Annotated in this window: 16 protein-coding genes and 2 tRNA genes; 10 read left to right on the plus strand and 8 right to left on the minus strand. The window is 72.1% G+C overall.

Going from position 1 to position 14651, the window contains the following annotated elements; translation table 11 throughout:
* Nucleotides 1-20 precede the first annotated feature (20 nt).
* Entirely contained in the window at nt 21-548 is a 528-nt protein-coding gene (gene msrA, locus ACIPJY_RS08515) for a peptide-methionine (S)-S-oxide reductase MsrA (protein WP_400462910.1), read from the minus strand.
* Between the two features lie 269 nt (nt 549-817).
* Between msrA and ACIPJY_RS08520 the strand changes: the two genes are divergently transcribed.
* Together ACIPJY_RS08520 and ACIPJY_RS08525 are read left to right on the plus strand one after the other, a co-directional pair.
* Nucleotides 818-1084 carry a hypothetical protein gene (locus ACIPJY_RS08520; RefSeq protein WP_400462913.1) on the plus strand — a complete coding sequence of 89 codons (267 nt, stop codon included), beginning with the start codon at nt 818-820 and terminating at the stop codon, nt 1082-1084.
* Nucleotides 1085-1193: 109 nt separating this feature from the next.
* Nucleotides 1194-2372 carry a hypothetical protein gene (locus ACIPJY_RS08525; protein ID WP_400462915.1) on the plus strand — a complete coding sequence of 393 codons (1179 nt, stop codon included), beginning with the start codon at nt 1194-1196 and terminating at the stop codon, nt 2370-2372.
* 62 nt (nt 2373-2434) lie between these two features.
* Here ACIPJY_RS08525 and ACIPJY_RS08530 read toward each other — a convergent pair.
* The 3 genes from ACIPJY_RS08530 to ACIPJY_RS08540 all read right to left on the minus strand — a co-directional run bounded on the left by ACIPJY_RS08530 (nt 2435) and on the right by ACIPJY_RS08540 (nt 5523).
* Nucleotides 2435-2507: transfer RNA gene (locus ACIPJY_RS08530), tRNA-Arg, on the minus strand.
* Nucleotides 2508-2521: 14 nt separating this feature from the next.
* Complete coding sequence (locus tag ACIPJY_RS08535; RefSeq protein ID WP_400462917.1) at nt 2522-3034, minus strand: AAA family ATPase; 513 nt, start codon at nt 3032-3034, stop codon at nt 2522-2524.
* Nucleotides 3035-3105: 71 nt separating this feature from the next.
* On the minus strand, nt 3106-5523 hold the full coding sequence (locus tag ACIPJY_RS08540; protein ID WP_400462919.1) for an ArnT family glycosyltransferase: 2418 nt from the start codon (nt 5521-5523) through the stop codon (nt 3106-3108).
* A 205-nt stretch (nt 5524-5728) separates the two neighbouring features.
* Here ACIPJY_RS08540 and ACIPJY_RS08545 point away from each other — a divergent pair, with 205 nt between their 5' ends.
* The 3 genes from ACIPJY_RS08545 to ACIPJY_RS08555 all read left to right on the plus strand — a co-directional run bounded on the left by ACIPJY_RS08545 (nt 5729) and on the right by ACIPJY_RS08555 (nt 8798).
* On the plus strand, nt 5729-6490 hold the full coding sequence (locus ACIPJY_RS08545; RefSeq protein ID WP_400462922.1) for a cytidylyltransferase domain-containing protein: 762 nt from the start codon (nt 5729-5731) through the stop codon (nt 6488-6490).
* The gene (locus tag ACIPJY_RS08550; RefSeq protein WP_400462924.1) at nt 6487-7359 is read left to right on the plus strand and encodes an N-acetylneuraminate synthase family protein; all 873 of its coding nucleotides are present in this window, start codon (nt 6487-6489) and stop codon (nt 7357-7359) included. The genes ACIPJY_RS08545 and ACIPJY_RS08550 overlap by 4 nt, the downstream gene beginning before the upstream one ends.
* 77 nt (nt 7360-7436) lie before the next feature.
* Nucleotides 7437-8798, plus strand: coding sequence for a DUF6716 putative glycosyltransferase (locus ACIPJY_RS08555; RefSeq protein WP_400463834.1), 1362 nt, complete (start codon nt 7437-7439; stop codon nt 8796-8798).
* On the opposite strand, the gene ACIPJY_RS08560 is transcribed toward ACIPJY_RS08555, so the two are convergent.
* Together ACIPJY_RS08560 and ACIPJY_RS08565 are read right to left on the minus strand one after the other, a co-directional pair.
* Entirely contained in the window at nt 8754-9017 is a 264-nt protein-coding gene (locus ACIPJY_RS08560; protein ID WP_400462926.1) for a thioredoxin, read from the minus strand. The genes ACIPJY_RS08555 and ACIPJY_RS08560 overlap by 45 nt on opposite strands.
* Before the next feature lie 29 nt (nt 9018-9046).
* Complete coding sequence (locus ACIPJY_RS08565; protein WP_123702913.1) at nt 9047-9337, minus strand: oligoribonuclease; 291 nt, start codon at nt 9335-9337, stop codon at nt 9047-9049.
* A 62-nt stretch (nt 9338-9399) separates the two neighbouring features.
* Here ACIPJY_RS08565 and ACIPJY_RS08570 point away from each other — a divergent pair, with 62 nt between their 5' ends.
* The 5 genes from ACIPJY_RS08570 to ACIPJY_RS08590 all read left to right on the plus strand — a co-directional run bounded on the left by ACIPJY_RS08570 (nt 9400) and on the right by ACIPJY_RS08590 (nt 13089).
* Nucleotides 9400-9834 (plus strand): MarR family winged helix-turn-helix transcriptional regulator, encoded by a 435-nt coding sequence (locus ACIPJY_RS08570; protein ID WP_400462929.1) that lies wholly within the window; start codon nt 9400-9402, stop codon nt 9832-9834.
* On the plus strand, nt 9831-11069 hold the full coding sequence (locus ACIPJY_RS08575; protein ID WP_400462932.1) for an MFS transporter: 1239 nt from the start codon (nt 9831-9833) through the stop codon (nt 11067-11069). Before ACIPJY_RS08570 ends, ACIPJY_RS08575 begins: the two co-directional genes overlap by 4 nt.
* 762 nt (nt 11070-11831) lie before the next feature.
* Entirely contained in the window at nt 11832-12524 is a 693-nt protein-coding gene (orn, locus tag ACIPJY_RS08580) for an oligoribonuclease (protein WP_400462935.1), read from the plus strand.
* Nucleotides 12525-12588: 64 nt separating this feature from the next.
* A tRNA-His gene (locus ACIPJY_RS08585) sits at nt 12589-12664 on the plus strand.
* 80 nt (nt 12665-12744) lie between these two features.
* Nucleotides 12745-13089 (plus strand): metallopeptidase family protein, encoded by a 345-nt coding sequence (locus tag ACIPJY_RS08590; RefSeq protein WP_400463837.1) that lies wholly within the window; start codon nt 12745-12747, stop codon nt 13087-13089.
* A gap of 15 nt (nt 13090-13104) precedes the next feature.
* Here the strand turns inward: ACIPJY_RS08590 and ACIPJY_RS08595 are convergent, their stop codons facing one another.
* Both ACIPJY_RS08595 and ACIPJY_RS08600 read right to left on the minus strand, forming a co-directional pair.
* Nucleotides 13105-13758, minus strand: coding sequence for an ATP-binding protein (locus ACIPJY_RS08595; RefSeq protein WP_400462938.1), 654 nt, complete (start codon nt 13756-13758; stop codon nt 13105-13107).
* Nucleotides 13759-13831: 73 nt separating this feature from the next.
* A complete protein-coding gene (locus ACIPJY_RS08600; RefSeq protein ID WP_400462941.1) occupies nt 13832-14569 on the minus strand; it encodes an energy-coupling factor transporter transmembrane component T family protein in 738 nt (245 codons plus the stop codon).
* Nucleotides 14570-14651 lie beyond the last annotated feature (82 nt).

A 14651-nucleotide genomic window follows, 5' to 3' on the forward strand; every position in this document is an offset into this window, starting at 1 on the left:
GTGGCCCCGACGCCCGTCGTTCAGGACGCCAGGATGTACTGACTGTAGGCCTTGCGGACCTTGTTCACCTTCGGCAGCGCCACTGCGAGGCAGTAGCCCTGACCGGGGTTCTTCGCGAAGAAGTCCTGGTGGTACTCCTCCGCCGGGTAGAACGTCGTGAACGGCTCGATCGTCGTGACGATCCCGCCGTCCCAGATGTCCGACGCGCGCTCGATCGCCTGCTCGAACAGCGCGCGCTGCTCGTCGTCCGCGGGGAACATCGCGGAGCGGTACTGCGTGCCGACGTCCGCGCCCTGTCGGTTGAGCTGGCGCGGGTCGTGGAGCGTGAAGAAGACGTCGAGGATGACGTCGGCGGGGATGACCGACTCGTCGAACGTGACGGCGACGGCCTCGGCGTGGCCGGTTGTCCCGGTGCACACCTGCTCGTACGACGGGTTGTCCGCCGAGCCCCCGATGTACCCGGACACCACGTCCTGCACGCCCTGGAGCGTGCGGTACACGGCGTCGAGACACCAGAAACATCCACCTGCGAGCACGAACGTGGTCATGGGCACAACCTAGCCTTCCTGGGCTCCGCGGAGCCCCGAGTTGGGGGACACCTCCTCCACAACGCACGAGGCGCATTCCGTGTTCCCCGGGCCCCTGCGACAGCCCCGGCGTGTCAGTGGTCGCCCGTACCGTCGAGTCCACACCGACAGGAACGTCGCCGGCCAGGCACCGGCCCCGACCGCCCCGGTGTGAACGTACCGGGCACAGAACTGCCCGGTACAGAACTCCCCGACACAGAACTCCCCGACACGGAACAGGAGGCACCACGATGCAGACCACGACCGAGCCCAGCCTGCGCATCCGCACTGCGCACCCCGTCGCCCGCTCACGCGGCGACCTCCGCATCCTCGACGTCCGGGACGACCTCTCCCGGGTCACCCGGGCCAACGGCGAGATCGTCGGGTACGTGGACCGCGTCGACGTCGCAGGCGGGACCGCGTACCGCGCACGACGGTACGTCGCCGCCGAACGCCGGTTCGTCGAGCTGCCCAACGTGTGGTCCGCCGACGATGCGGTCGACTGCCTGCGCTGGTGACACCCGGTCCAGCCGCATGATGTTCCACATTGGAATCAAGTGCGACCAGATGGACGGAACGCCGTCCGATGTCCCCTGGAACTGACCCGCGGATGGATATGGTGCGCGCATGGACTGGTGGAACGACTTCATCGACTGGACCTCGTCGGACACGGGCTGGCGAGTGATCTCCGGAGCGCTGATCCCCTTCGTGGCGATCATCGTGGCCGGGGTGGTCGCGGCCCTCATCGGCCGTGGCGCCACCAAGCGCGTGGTCTCCCTGCAGGAGCGTGAGTCGAAGAACGCCGCGGTCGCGGCGATCATCTCGGCCGCGCGCAAGGCAGCCTCGTGGGGTTCGCTCGGGCACGACGAACGGAACTACGCCGACCACCTCGCCGAGGACGCCGACATCCGTCTCCGGCTGCTGCCGATCGCCGGAGCCCCGCTCGCGGCGAACTGGGCCCAGCACGAGATCGCGGACATCAAGAAGAACTCCTCGACCTTCAGCTTCCAGGCGGAACAGTCCCTCGCGGAGTTCCGCGATCGACTCCTCGACTGGCAGGCCCGTCCCGGCCGCGCCCGCAAGCTCTTCAAGAGCGACCTCGAGCGCTGGAAGTTCGAGTCGCCCGACCCCGACGCCGAGCTGATCAAGCGTCAGCAGGACTGGAGCGCCGACCAGGCGGACGCCAAGCGTCCGGCTGCGCCGCCGACGACGCCTGCACCGACTCCCACGACCACGTCGCTCCGCCCTGCTCCGCAGCGACCGGGAGGCCCCACCTCCCCCGCCCCGCAGGGAACCCCCGCCGCGGCGTCGGCCAGCACCGCGGTCGCGCCCGCAGGGGCCGCTGCGTTCAGTGCGACCCGGAACGCCGGCACCCCGGTCGGCTCCGCGGACCCGAACGCCACGACCCCGATCTCGGACGGCCAGACGCGGTCGTACGCCGAGGGTGTGACCCGCCCGTACGCCGAAGGCGTCACCCGTCCGTACGGGGACGACCAGGTCAGCCCGGTCCGCCCCGCGCTCGGGTCCCCGCGGTCCCCGGCTCCGACCTCGAGCCAGTCCGACGAGGACAACGCCGACGTGGTGGACGACGCGCGACCGACCATCGACTCGCGGTCGGACGTACCGGGCAAGCTCACGGCCGGCCAGGTCGACGCCGCTGCCGGCACGACGAACACCACCTCGGTCCCCACGCGGATCGCGGACGCCCCCCTCGAGCCCGCCGATGCCGACGAGACGTCCGAGGCGACGCACACGCAGCCGATCAGCGCGAACGAGCTGCGTCGCCGCGCGGAGGACGACGAGTAGTCGATCCGCTCCAGCACGACACGAGGGCCGCCATCCGATCGGATGGCGGCCCTCGTCGTCGGTGCCCCCGGCAGGAATCGAACCCGCGGCACGGTGGGTAGAAACCACCTGCTCTATCCACTGAGCTACGGAGGCGGACGTCATCGATTCTATTCCGACGGGCGCGGCAGCCGATCGACCCACGCGTCGACGTCCGACTGGGACCGCAGTCGAACGACGCGGAGGTGCGGGGCGGCCTGTTCGGCGGCTGGCACCATCCGCCGCGACCCGCGCCGCCCACGGATGCCCCAGCGGATGATGTGGTCCCGGTTCGTGAAGAACGTCCAGAGCGGCGGCTCGACGTTGCCGTTCCAGAGCTCCGTCCGACGTAGCCGTCGTCGGACAGTGCGTCGGACCAGTCGCCAGAACACGATCGGGATCGGGAGGTCGAGCCAGACCAGGGTGTCGGCTCGTTCCGTGAGCATCGTGCGGACCTGCTGGTACTGCCACTCGGTGACCCACTCAGGCTCCGCCGTGTACGCCTCGACGTCGGCCTCGAAGGTCGGTCGTGGTTCCCAGTCCGGCCCGTGGAAGAGGCTGTCGATCTCGGTGTGCGGGATCCCGAGCGCACGGCCGATCCGACCGGCCGTCGTGGTCTTGCCGGCGCCGGTCGTGCCTGCCACGAGCACACGTCGGGGCGGCGGATCGAGGACGTCATCCCTTCCGAGCACCCGTCGACCCTACCGACCGGACGTCACCCGGTCGCGGTGAGGTCGTAGACGGTCACCCCACCGATCGTCTCCGCCGTGAAGTGGGACTCCACCCACGCGGTGATCTCCGTCGCGGCGTCGCTCCCGCCGTTCGACCGGCCGATGCCGTCGCCCGCGATGAAGTAGTGCACGTCGCCGTCTGCGACGTACTGTTCGAACTCGGCGAGGGTCGGTGACGGGTCGGAGCCGTTGAACCCACCGATCGGCATCACCGATTCGCCCGAGGCGAGCTGGTACGTGGCCGCGTTGTTCGAGCCGACCGTCGCAGCGGCCCACCGGTGATCAGCGGCGTCGGACTGCAGGGCCGTCACGAGCGCGGCGGCGACGTCCGTCGAACCACCGAGCAGGCCGCCGGCACCGCCTCCGTTCCGAGCAGTCGACCGCCCGCCGGGCTGCCCGGCTCCGTTCTGCCCGCCGGGGTTCTGCGCGCCCGTCTGGCCTCCCGGTCCGCCGGCTCCGGGCTGGCCACCGCCGAACCCTCCTCGTCCACCGAACCCTCCTCGCCCGCCGAACCCGGCGCCCGCGACGCTCGGACCCGCCGACGGCAGCGATCCCGTGTGCGCCGTCGTCACCGTCTGGACGGAGTACGCCGCGGGTCCGAGGAGCCCGGCCACCACCGCCCCGGTGACCACGAGCGCGCCGAGCGGCTTCGACCACCGCGCAGCGATCCCCGTCGAGGACCCGCCCGGGTGGTGGTCCCCCGCGACGCTCGGCACGTGCTCCCACCCTGCCGCCTGGTCGAGCGGGCGGAATACCGCAGTCCCCGCAGCGTCCGACCCGGGCATTTCGCCCGCTCGACCGGGCGGGCGGAGCCCCTCCCCAACGAGACCCGGCGGGCGGAGCCCTTCGTCCGCGCGGGCAGCCAGCGCGTCCCGCCCGTCCCGCTCGTCGAGCGGGCGGAATACCGTGGTCCCCCCGGCGTCCGACCCGGGCATTTCGCCCGTTCGACCCGCCGGGCGGAGCCCGTCGTCCACGAGACCGAGCGGGCGGAATACCGTGGTCCCCCCGGCGTCCGACCCGGGCATTTCGCCCGTTCGACCCGCCGGGCGGAGCCCCTCCCCCGCTCGACCCGCCGGGCGGAGCCCCTCGCCCGCGCGGCCCGGCACCAGGGCCGCCGCGGCAGCCAGGACGCCGGCCACCAGCACGACCCACTTGATCCACGGCTGCCACGTGCCGGCAGCCGTGAGCAGGTGCCACTGCCACACGACGGTGACGACGAGCACGAGCGCAGCGGCCCCGCGCCAGCACCAGCCACGGACGCCCGGCTCGGCACGGCGCGCCCACAGCACCCCGGCGCCGATGCCCACCAGGCCGCCGATGTACGGCGCGAGAGCGACCGTGTAGTACGGGTGGAAGATGCCGCCCATGAAGCTGAACACCAGTGCGGTGATCAGCAGCGACCCGCCGAGGACCAGCACGGTCGCCAGCTGCGGCGAGGTGCGCTCCCGGAAGCCGACCGCGACCAGCGCCACCACGAGCAGCAGCAGCGCCGCGGGGAGCAACCACGTGATCTGGCCGGCGAACTCGGACCCGAACAGCCGGGTGATGCCGGTCGAGCCCCACGAGCCCGCGCCGGCCGTCCCGCCACCGCCGGTCACGCTGCCGGTCTCGTCCCCGGTGACCCGGCCGAGACCGTTGTACCCGAACGTCAGCTCCAGGAACGAGTTCGTCTGGGACCCGCCGATGTACGGCCGCGCCGTGGCCGGCACGAGTGTCACGATCGCGACCCACCACCCCGCCGACACCACGATCGCGAGCGCGGCCCAGAGCAGGTGCACGACGCGCTTCCAGAACGGCAACGAGGAGCAGTACAGCACCACGCCGACGAGCACCGGCAGGATCAGGAACGCCTGCAGCTGCTTCGTGAGGAACGCGAAGCCGATGGCCACGCCTGCCAGCACCAGGAAGCGCACCCGACCGGTGTCGACCGCGCGCAGGACGAGCCAGATCGACGCGAGCATCAGCAGCGTCAGGAGTGCGTCCGGGTTGTTGAACCGGAACATCAGCGTCGCCACCGGGGTCGATGCGAGGACCGCGCCGGCGACGAGTGCGGACCCGGCCGAGAACCGCCGCCGGACGATGGCGTAGAGGAGCGCGACGGAGAGCACGCCCATGATCGCCTCGGGGACCAGGATCGCCCACGAGTTCATCCCGAACACCCGCACGGACAGCTCCATCACCCAGAGGAACGCGGGCGGCTTGTCGACCGTGATCGAGTTGCCCGCGTCCGAGGAGCCGTAGAAGAAGGCCTCCCACGAGGTGCTCCCGGCCTGCACGGCGGCGGAGTAGAACGCGTTCGCCCAGCCGTTCACCCCGAGGTTGACGACGTACACCACGGCGGTCGCCAGGAGCAGACCGAGGTGGGCGGGTCGTTCCCAGCGCGGGCGGGTGGTGCGACGCATGGCGGCGGTCACTTTCTCGAGGCGACCGCCGTCGGGCGGTCAGCGCGTGCAGGTGGTGACCCGAGCCTCCCGTCCGCCCCTTTCGGAACGCGATGGCGCCCATGTGAAGCAGCCGCGAGAACCGCACACCACGGCAACCCCCTGGACAGCAACGGGCCGGGCGGTGGCAACCTGCCGGTCACCCGGCGTCCCTAGCGTGCCCCGCATGAGCACTCTGCGCGTCGTGGCGGTCATCCCGGCGCGCGCCGGTTCGAAGGGCATCCCGGGGAAGAACCTGCGGCAGGTCGGCGGACGCTCGCTCGTGCGGCGCGCGGTCGAGTCCGCGCGCGCCGCCCGGCTCGTCGACGCCGTCGTCGTGTCGACCGACGAGGAACCGCGCGGCGACGCGATCGCGGCCGAGGCCACCGCTGCAGGCGCACGCGTGGTCCGCCGGCCGGCCGAGCTCGCGGGCGACGAGGCCAGCTCCGAGTCGGCGCTCCTGCACGCCCTCGACGCCCTCCGGGCGGCGGACGAGGAACCCGAGGTCCTGGTGTTCCTGCAGGCCACGTCGCCGTTCATCGACCCGGCGGACCTCGACGACGCCGTCGCGCGGGTCCGGGCCGGCGCCGACTCGGTGTTCGCCGCGACGCCCTCGCACGCGTTCCTCTGGCGGACCGACGGGTCGGGGCGAGCCGTCGCGGTCAACCACGACGCCGCGACCCGGCCGCGCCGGCAGGACCGCGAACCGGAGTACCGCGAGACGGGCGCGTTCACCGTCCTCCGCGTGGCGGGGTTCCGCGCGCACCGGCACCGGTTCTTCGGCCGGGTGGAGATCGCACTCGTCGACCAGCGGTTCGCGATCGACATCGACGAGCCCGCCGACCTGGCACTCGCGGACGCACTGGTCCCGGACGGCGACGCTCCGTCCCCGGCTCGACCGCACGACCCCCAACGCTGGCCCCTGGCCACGACGAACGGAGCACCATGACCGTCACCATCGGCACGTCCACCATCGGCGCGGGCCACCCCGCGTACCTGATCGGCGAGATCGGCCTGAACCACAACGGCGACGTGGACATCGCGAAGCGGCTGATCGACGTCGCCGCCGACGCGGGGCTGCAGGCGGTCAAGTTCCAGAAGCGCACGCCGGCGATCGCGACGCCGGAGCACATGAAGAACACCCCGCGGAGCACGCCGTGGGGCGACATGACGTACCTCGAGTACCGCTACCGGGTGGAGTTCGACCGTGAGCAGTACATCGAGATCGGTGACCACGCGACCTTGCGCGGCCTGGACTGGTTCGCGTCGCCGTGGGACGAGCCGTCGGTCGCCTTCCTCGAGTCGCTGAACGTCGTCGCGTACAAGATCGCCTCGGCCTCGGTCACGGACCTCGGACTGCTCGCCGAGGTCGCTGCGACCGGGAAGCCCGTCATCCTCTCCACCGGCATGTCGACGCTCGAGCAGATCGACCGGGCCGTCGAGGCGCTCGGCACCGAGCGCCTCGTCCTCATGCACGCGACGTCGACGTACCCGCTGCCGCCCGAGGAGGCCAACCTGCGCATGATCGACACCCTCGCCCGCCGGTACACGGGGGTCCCGGTCGGGTACTCCGGTCACGAGCCCGGGCTGCAGATCTCCATCGCAGCGGTCGCGCTCGGAGCCACGGCACTCGAGCGGCACATCACACTCGACCGGACGATGTGGGGGTCGGACCACGCCGCGTCGCTCGAGCCGCACGGGCTCGCGACGCTCGCCCGCGACGTCCGGATCATCGAGACGGCGCTCGGCGACGGGGTGAAGCGGGTCATGCCGGGCGAGGCGGCCCCGCTCGCGAAGCTCCGCCGCGTCGACGCGTGAGCGGTGACGACCGCACAGCGGCCGTCGGCCCGGTGGGCGGTGCTGCAGAACCGGCCTGGAGGCACGTGGTCGGGATCGTGGACACCGACTCGTTCGCGAAATGGGGAGCCCACCTCTTGTCAGCGGGACCCGAGACGTGGTCGCTCGAGCTCCTCGTGGTGGACACCCCGCGGACGGCGAGCCCCGCGCAGCTCCGGTCTGCCTTCCGCGGCGTCGACGCACGGCTCGCGCCCCTGACGAGCGCTCCTCCGGCCCCGCTCGACGTCGACGAGATCGTGGAGCGGATCCGGCGGGGCCCGCCGGACGCGGTCCTGGTGTCGACGATCGGGCCGGTCGCCGAGCTGATCGTGGACGAGGTGCACCGCACCGTGCCGGACCGCCCGGTCCTGGTGACGGGCCTGCCCGGCATCTCGTTCCCCGCCAAGTGGAAGGGCGTGTTCTCCCGCGCCCGCGCCGACCTGTTCGTGCTGCACAGCCACCGTGAGATCCGCGAGTACGAAGCGATGGCCCAGGAGTACGGGGTGGAGCCGTTCTTCGCGCTCGCGTCGCTGCCCTTCGCGACGGCTGCCGGCGCGCGGGCGGTCCCCGCGGCACGCGATCGGCGCCGCGACACCGTCGTCTTCGCCGCCCAGCCGAGCGTGCCGGAGTCCCGGGCGGAGCGTGCGCAGGTCGTCGCGTGGCTCGCCGAGACGGCCAGGCGGCACCCCTCGTGGCGTCTCGTCGTGAAGACCCGTGCGGTCGTCGGTGAGCAACAGACGCACCGCGAGACCTTCCCGTACGCCGACCTCGTGCCGTCCGACGCGCCGTCGAACCTGGTCGTCGAGACCGGCCCGATGGCGGCGCACCTGGACCGCGCCGTGGCCCTGGTCACGATCAGTTCGACGGCCGTGCTCGAGGCAGCCGCGCGGGACATCCCGGCGCTCACCCTGACCGACTTCGGGGTGTGCCGGCCGCTCATCAACGAGGTCTTCGTCGGCAGCGGGCTCGAGGGCGACGCCACCGACCTGCTCGCCGGGCGCTTCGGCACCGTCCACCCCGACTGGATGTCGGACAACTACTTCCACCCACGCGCCGACGACGACTGGGTCGCACGGACCGAGGAACTGATGCGTGCGCGGGACGCCCGCACGCTGCGGGACCGTCCGAGCGCGCGGCGGAGCCGTGGTGGGGCGCTCCGCCGGGCCTGGGAGCGGAAGAACGCCCTCGGCGCGGCAGACCGGAGCGCCCTCGGGTTCGTCGCGCTCGTCATCGGCGCGCCGATCCGGACGGTGAAGCGCCTGGTGCGGCAGGCGCTGGCCGGGCCGACCATGTCGGCGAGTCCTGCGACCCCGGTGAGCCGAGCCGAGCCTCCAGGCCGGTCCTTCGACGGCGCGCGCTCCGGTGACGGCGTGCGGTCAGTCGACCGCCTTGGCGACGGCGAGCAGCAGTTGGTCCCGTGACGGGACGCCCGGCGAACGGAAGACCTCGGCACCGTCCGCACGCCGCACGATGATCGTGGGGGTGGACCGGATGCCGAGGTCTTCAGCGTCGTCCGGGTGGGCCGCGACGTCACGCTCGACCACGTCGAGCCCGGGGACGATCCGTGCGGCGTCGGCTGCCACCCGGCGGGCGGCGGCGCACGGCGCGCAGAAGGCGGACGTCCAGAGGTCGAGCTGCATGTGATCGTGCAACGTCGGGCCGGGCCGGTCTACTCCCGGTCGAACTCGCCGCTGCGGTCGCCACGGTCCTGCAGGTCGTCGACGGGGTCGGACTCGCTCGGGACCCAGGTGTAGTCGACCGAGGTCTGGTCGAGGACCTGGCGGGTGTGCGTGGCCTTGTAGGTGAAGGCGGTCTGCAGGCCTTCGACGTCCGCGAACACCGTCACCTCGTCCTCGACCGCGTCGCCGGTGGCGGTGCGGGTGTCCGTCGTCCCGTCGAACGGGCCCTGGTGGAAGATGGCGGTGTACTCGTCGCCCTCGTGGATGGTGATGTCGCTCATGCCCTCCTGTCTACCAGGGGCGACCTGTTGCCTGATTCATAGCAACGCTATATAGTTCAGCTATGGAAACAACGCGTGAGCAGACGATCGAGACGCTCCTGGTCTCCGTGAACCGCCTGATCCGCGTCGCCGCCCAGGCCGCCGGCAGCACCACGTCGTCGGCCGTGTGGCGCACGCTCGGCATCCTCGAGTCCGACCAGCCGCTCCGGCTCGGCGAGCTCGCGAGGACGTCTCGCGTCTCCCAGCCCACGATGACCCGACTCGTCGCCGGCATGCTCGCCGACGGCCTGATCTCGCGGACCGTCGACCCCGACGACTCCCGCGGGCAGCTGATCGAGATCACCGAGGCCGGCGTCGCCCGGCTGACCCAGTGGCGCGCCACCCTGACCCGCACGGTCGGTCCCCTGTTCGCCGATCTCGACGACGACCAGTGGGACGTCCTGCACGAAGCATCGGCCCTCATCGCATCGAGGACCAGAACGGAGATCACCGCGTGAACGCGCACGCGCCGGCGTCGTCCGGCAGCATCCTCAAGCAGTCCAAGGCGGTGTGGGCGATCGCCTTCGCCTGTGTCGTCGCCTTCATGGGCATCGGCCTGGTGGACCCGATCCTGCCGGCGATCGCGGCGTCCCTCAAGGCCACGCCCGCCCAGACGGAACTGCTCTTCACGAGCTACCTGGCCGTCACCGGCGTCGCGATGTTCTTCACCAGCTGGGTGTCCAGCCGGATCGGCGCGAAGAAGACCCTGATGATCGGGCTCGCCCTCATCGTGGTGTTCTCCGTGCTCGCCGCCGTGTCGAACGACGTCTGGACGATCATCGACTTCCGCGCCGGATGGGGTCTCGGGAACGCGCTGTTCATCTCGACCGCGCTCGCGACGATCGTCGGTGCCGCGTCCGGTGGCACCGCGTCCGCGATCATCCTGTACGAGGCCGCCCTGGGCCTCGGCATCGCGATCGGCCCCCTCGTCGGCGGCCTGCTCGGGTCGATCAGCTGGCGCGGCCCGTTCGTCGGCGTGACGACCCTGATGGCGATCGCGTTCATCGCGGTGGCCGTGATGCTCAAGTCGTCCGGCCTCGACAAGCCCGTGCCGACCAAGCTCTCCGCACCGTTCCGTGCGCTCGGCCGTCCGGCACTGGCCGCGCTCGCCGCGACCGCGCTGTTCTACAACATCGGCTTCTTCGTGCTGCTCGCCTACACGCCGTTCCCGCTGGGGTTCGGGGCGCTCGGCATCGGGTTCACGTTCTTCGGCTGGGGTGTCGGGCTCGCGATCACCTCGGTGTGGGTCGCGCCGATGCTCACCGCCCGGCTCCGTCGGACGACCGTGCTGCGGATCGCGCTGCCGTTGCTCGCGCTCGACCTCTTCGCCGCGGCCGTGGTGGTCCGGTCCCAGGTCGGGCTCATCATCTGCGTGGTCATCGGCGGGCTCGTGCTCGGTGTCCTCAACACGGTGCTCACGGAGTGCGTGATGGAGGCGACGGACCTCCCGCGTGCCGTGGCGTCGAGCGCGTACTCGGCCGTCCGCTTCATCGGTGGCGCGATCGCCCCGCCGGTCGCGACGCTGCTCGCCGACGCGTACTCGCCCTCGGCGGCGTACGTCTTCGCGGGGGCCTCGGTGACCGTGGCGTTCGTGGTCACCCTGGTGACCGCTCGGGTGCTGCGGCGGGTCGACGACGGGGCCGAGGCGGAGCCCGTCGAGGCCGAGGCCATCGGGGCCGGGGAGATGGCGTAGGGGCGGTGCGCTCGGGGGCTGGGCCTCGGGTGCTCTGGCGGGCTGGGGCGGGGGGTGGGGGCTCGCGGTGCCGTGGGCGCTTCGGCGCCTGGGTGCTTCGGCGCCCTGGGTGCGTCGGCGCTCGTCGCCGGGTGCGCACGCGGCTTCGTCGAGCGGGCGAAATGCCTGGGTGCCACGTTCGGTGCACCCGGGTGTTTCGCCCGCTCGACGTTCGGGACCGCTCGCGCTCGAGTGAGGTCGGCCGCCGAGCACGAGCGCGGTCGGCGCCGAGCGCGAGCGGGCGAAATGCCCGGGTCGGCGTCGCCGGGGGCCGGGTATTTCGCCCGCTCGACTGTGGGGAGACGACGCGGGACGTCCGGGACAGATCGCGCACGAGCGGGACCGACCGCCGAGCGCGAGCGGGCGAAATACCCCGGCCGGCGTCTCCGGGGGCCGGGTATTTCGCCCGCTCGACTGTGGGCGACGACGCAGCCCGACCGAGCCGCGGGCCGACCGAGCGCGGCCGAGCGAGCACCGAGCTCCCGGGGACACCGCCCGGGCACGGGCAACGCCCGCGCACGAGCGGGCGAAACACCATGGTCGGCGCCGCCCCGCACGCGGGTATTTCGCCCGCTCGACTCGTGGGGCGGGGTGGGGCGGGGCGGGAGCGGACGGCGGACGCCCGGCGCTCGCATCCCAGCGCGCGAGGGCGGGTTGCGCAGCGGCGCCGGGTCTCCGGCGGGCGGGTCCGGGCAGCGCCCGCCCGGGAATAGGATCGATGCCATGGCAACCGCGAATGACCGCCTCGTCTGGATCGACTGCGAGATGACGGGCCTCGACATCGAGGTCGACGAACTCGTCGAGGTGGCCGTGGTCATCACCGACTTCGACCTGAACCCCGTGCACCCCGGGTTCGACATCGTGATCAAGCCCGACCAGTCGGCGCTCGACAACATGAACGAGTTCGTGACGAACATGCACGTGACGTCGGGCCTCATCGACGAGATCCCGAACGGCGTCTCCCTGGCGGACGCCGAGTACCAGGTGCTCGAGTACATCCTCGCCCACGTCCCCGCCGAGGGCTCCGCCCCTCTGGCCGGCAACACCATCGGCACCGACCGGGCGTTCCTGGCGAAGTACATGCCCCGCGTCGACGGACACCTGCACTACCGCAGCGTCGACGTGTCGAGCATCAAGGAGCTCTGCCGTCGCTGGTTCCCGCGCGTCTACTTCAACGCCCCCGAGAAACACGGCGGGCACCGGGCGCTGGCGGACATCCTCGAGTCGATCCGCGAGCTCGAGTACTACCGCCGCGCGGGGTTCGTGGCCGAACCCGGGCCGACCACCGACGACGTGCGGGCGATCTCGGTCGAGGTCGTCGAGGCATGGGCACCCCGCCTGGCACCACAGGAGACGGACACGTCCGCGCAGACGGTCGGCACGGCCAGCACGGCTACGGACGCGAACGCCGAGTAGTGTCCCGAGGACCCTCCCGCGTGTACTACTATTGAGTGGTTGCCCGGCACGCCGGGCGGACATGGTGGGTATAGCTCAGCTGGTAGAGCGCCTGGTTGTGGTCTAGGAGGTCGCGGGTTCGAGCCCCGTTACTCACCCCAGTGTTCAAGCGTTGAAGGCCCTCGTCGCGAGACGGGGGCCTTCGTCGTTCCCCAGGCGGGTGTGCCACGATCGTGCCGTGATGGAGATGTCCGCCGAGGCGTTCGAGGCCCTCGTGACCGATGAGCTCGACCTGCTCCCCGACGAGATGGTCGACGGCCTGGACAACGTGGTGTTCGTGGTCGAGGACGAACCCGAGGACGGCTCCGAGCTGTTCGGCATCTACGACGGCGTCGCCCAGACGGAGCGCGGGCAGTACGGCTTCGGCGAGCTGCCCGACCGGATCGTGGTGTTCCGGAAGCAGCACCTGGCGGAGTGCGACACCGAGGAGGAACTCCGCGACGAGGTGCACACGACCCTGGTCCACGAGATCGGCCACTGGTACGGCATCGACGACGAGCGCCTGCACGAACTCGGCTGGGCGTAGCGAGTACCCGAGCCGCTACGTCCCGACCACCACGTCCGCCAGGGCGCGCGGGTCCTCGGCCGCGATGAACGCGTCCTCCTGCCGTGCCCACCGGTCCCACTCGGCAGCGAACACGGCACCGTCGCGATCGAGCGCGCGCCGCTTCCGCAGCCCGGCGTCGGCGGTCATCCACACCCGCAGCGTGGCGAGCGGGGCCGATGCGCGGGACAGGGAGCCGCACCCTTCGACGACGAGCGGCGCGTCGGGGTCGAGCGACACCCAGCCGGCCGGCTCCGAGGCCGCCCAGTCCCACCGCCGGTACCCGGACGGGGCTCCGAGCACGTCGTGTACGACCGCCTCGGCCGCTGCCCCGAGACCGTCCCACCCCGGGTAGACGTCGTCCAGGTGCACCACCCGGCAGGCGAGCGCGTCGGCCAAGGCGTTGCCGAGCGTGGTCTTCCCGGTACCGGAGCGCCCGTCGACCAGGACGACGGACCGGCGGCCGGACGCCCGCGCAGCCGACCGTGCGCGAGCGGCGAGGGCCGTGACGGAGGCGGGCCCAGCCTCCAGGCCGACGGCCGCGGACCCCGGAACCGACAGCCCGACGCCCGACGATCCTGGAACCGACAGCCCGGCCCCCGCGAACCCTGGAACCGACAGCCCGACGCCCGACGACCCTGGAACCGACAACCCGGCCCCCGACGACCCTGGAACCGACAGCCCGGCCCTCGACGACCCGGCCCCGGACCCCGCCGTCGAGCGCTCAGGCACGCCACGTCCCAGCCGCCACCGACACCGCGATCGCCACCACGCCGATCCCCACCAGCACCGCGATCATCGCCCACCCCCGCGCGCCGAACCGGGCCGGCCTGGCCCACGTCCGCCGTCCTGGCGCACCGAACCCACGGGATTCCATCGCGACTGCCAGGGTGGTCGCCCTCCGGAGGGCGAGCACCAGCAACGCGAACGCCATCGACGCGCCGCGGCGCAGCCGCCCGGTGTCCGCGAGTCCTCGGGCTCTGCGCGCCATCGCGAGCTGCCGCCAGTCGTCGACCAGGAGCGTCATCATCCGGATCGCCGCGAGCGCCCCGAGCACGAAGCGCGCCGGCAGCCGCAGCACCTGCGCCAGCCCGTCCGCGAGGTCCGTCGGATCCACCCGCACGAACAGCGCGATGCTCGGCAGTCCCACCGCCAGGACGCGGAGCATCGTCGCGACCGCGAGCACCAGGGACCCGTCGGTGACGTGGACGAAGCCGAGGTCGAGCCACTCCCGTCCGGTGGCGCGTCCGTACAGCGCAATGCTCACGCCGGTCAGCGGGACCGCGAGGAGCACCGGCGACGTCCGGAGCAGCAGGGTCCGGACCGGGATCCGCAGGAGCGGCAGCAGGGCGAGCTCCAGTCCGAGGGCGATGGCCGCGGACACCACGTCGAGGCTCAGCACCAGGCACACGCCCAGGCCGAGCACGCCGAGGAGCGTGGCCACCGGTTGGACGGCGCGCACGCCGCGCACGTTCCTGGCGTCTGGGACGTTCCGGACGTCTGGGACGTTCCGGACGTTCCGGACTGGAGGCTCGGGTCGGCTC

Source organism: Curtobacterium sp. NPDC090223, from assembly GCF_044746585.1.
Classification (GTDB): Bacteria; Actinomycetota; Actinomycetes; order Actinomycetales; family Microbacteriaceae; genus Curtobacterium.

Coding starts and splice junctions, on each gene's coding strand:
- msrA (WP_400462910.1), bottom strand. CDS start 548: ATGACCACGTTCGTGCTCGCAGGTGGATGTTTCTGGTGTCTCGACGCC.
- ACIPJY_RS08520 (WP_400462913.1), top strand. CDS start 818: ATGCAGACCACGACCGAGCCCAGCCTGCGCATCCGCACTGCGCACCCC.
- ACIPJY_RS08525 (WP_400462915.1), top strand. CDS start 1,194: ATGGACTGGTGGAACGACTTCATCGACTGGACCTCGTCGGACACGGGC.
- ACIPJY_RS08540 (WP_400462919.1), bottom strand. CDS start 5,523: ATGCGTCGCACCACCCGCCCGCGCTGGGAACGACCCGCCCACCTCGGT.
- ACIPJY_RS08545 (WP_400462922.1), top strand. CDS start 5,729: ATGAGCACTCTGCGCGTCGTGGCGGTCATCCCGGCGCGCGCCGGTTCG.
- ACIPJY_RS08550 (WP_400462924.1), top strand. CDS start 6,487: ATGACCGTCACCATCGGCACGTCCACCATCGGCGCGGGCCACCCCGCG.
- ACIPJY_RS08560 (WP_400462926.1), bottom strand. CDS start 9,017: ATGCAGCTCGACCTCTGGACGTCCGCCTTCTGCGCGCCGTGCGCCGCC.
- ACIPJY_RS08565 (WP_123702913.1), bottom strand. CDS start 9,337: ATGAGCGACATCACCATCCACGAGGGCGACGAGTACACCGCCATCTTC.
- ACIPJY_RS08570 (WP_400462929.1), top strand. CDS start 9,400: ATGGAAACAACGCGTGAGCAGACGATCGAGACGCTCCTGGTCTCCGTG.
- orn (WP_400462935.1), top strand. CDS start 11,832: ATGGCAACCGCGAATGACCGCCTCGTCTGGATCGACTGCGAGATGACG.
- ACIPJY_RS08590 (WP_400463837.1), top strand. CDS start 12,745: ATGGAGATGTCCGCCGAGGCGTTCGAGGCCCTCGTGACCGATGAGCTC.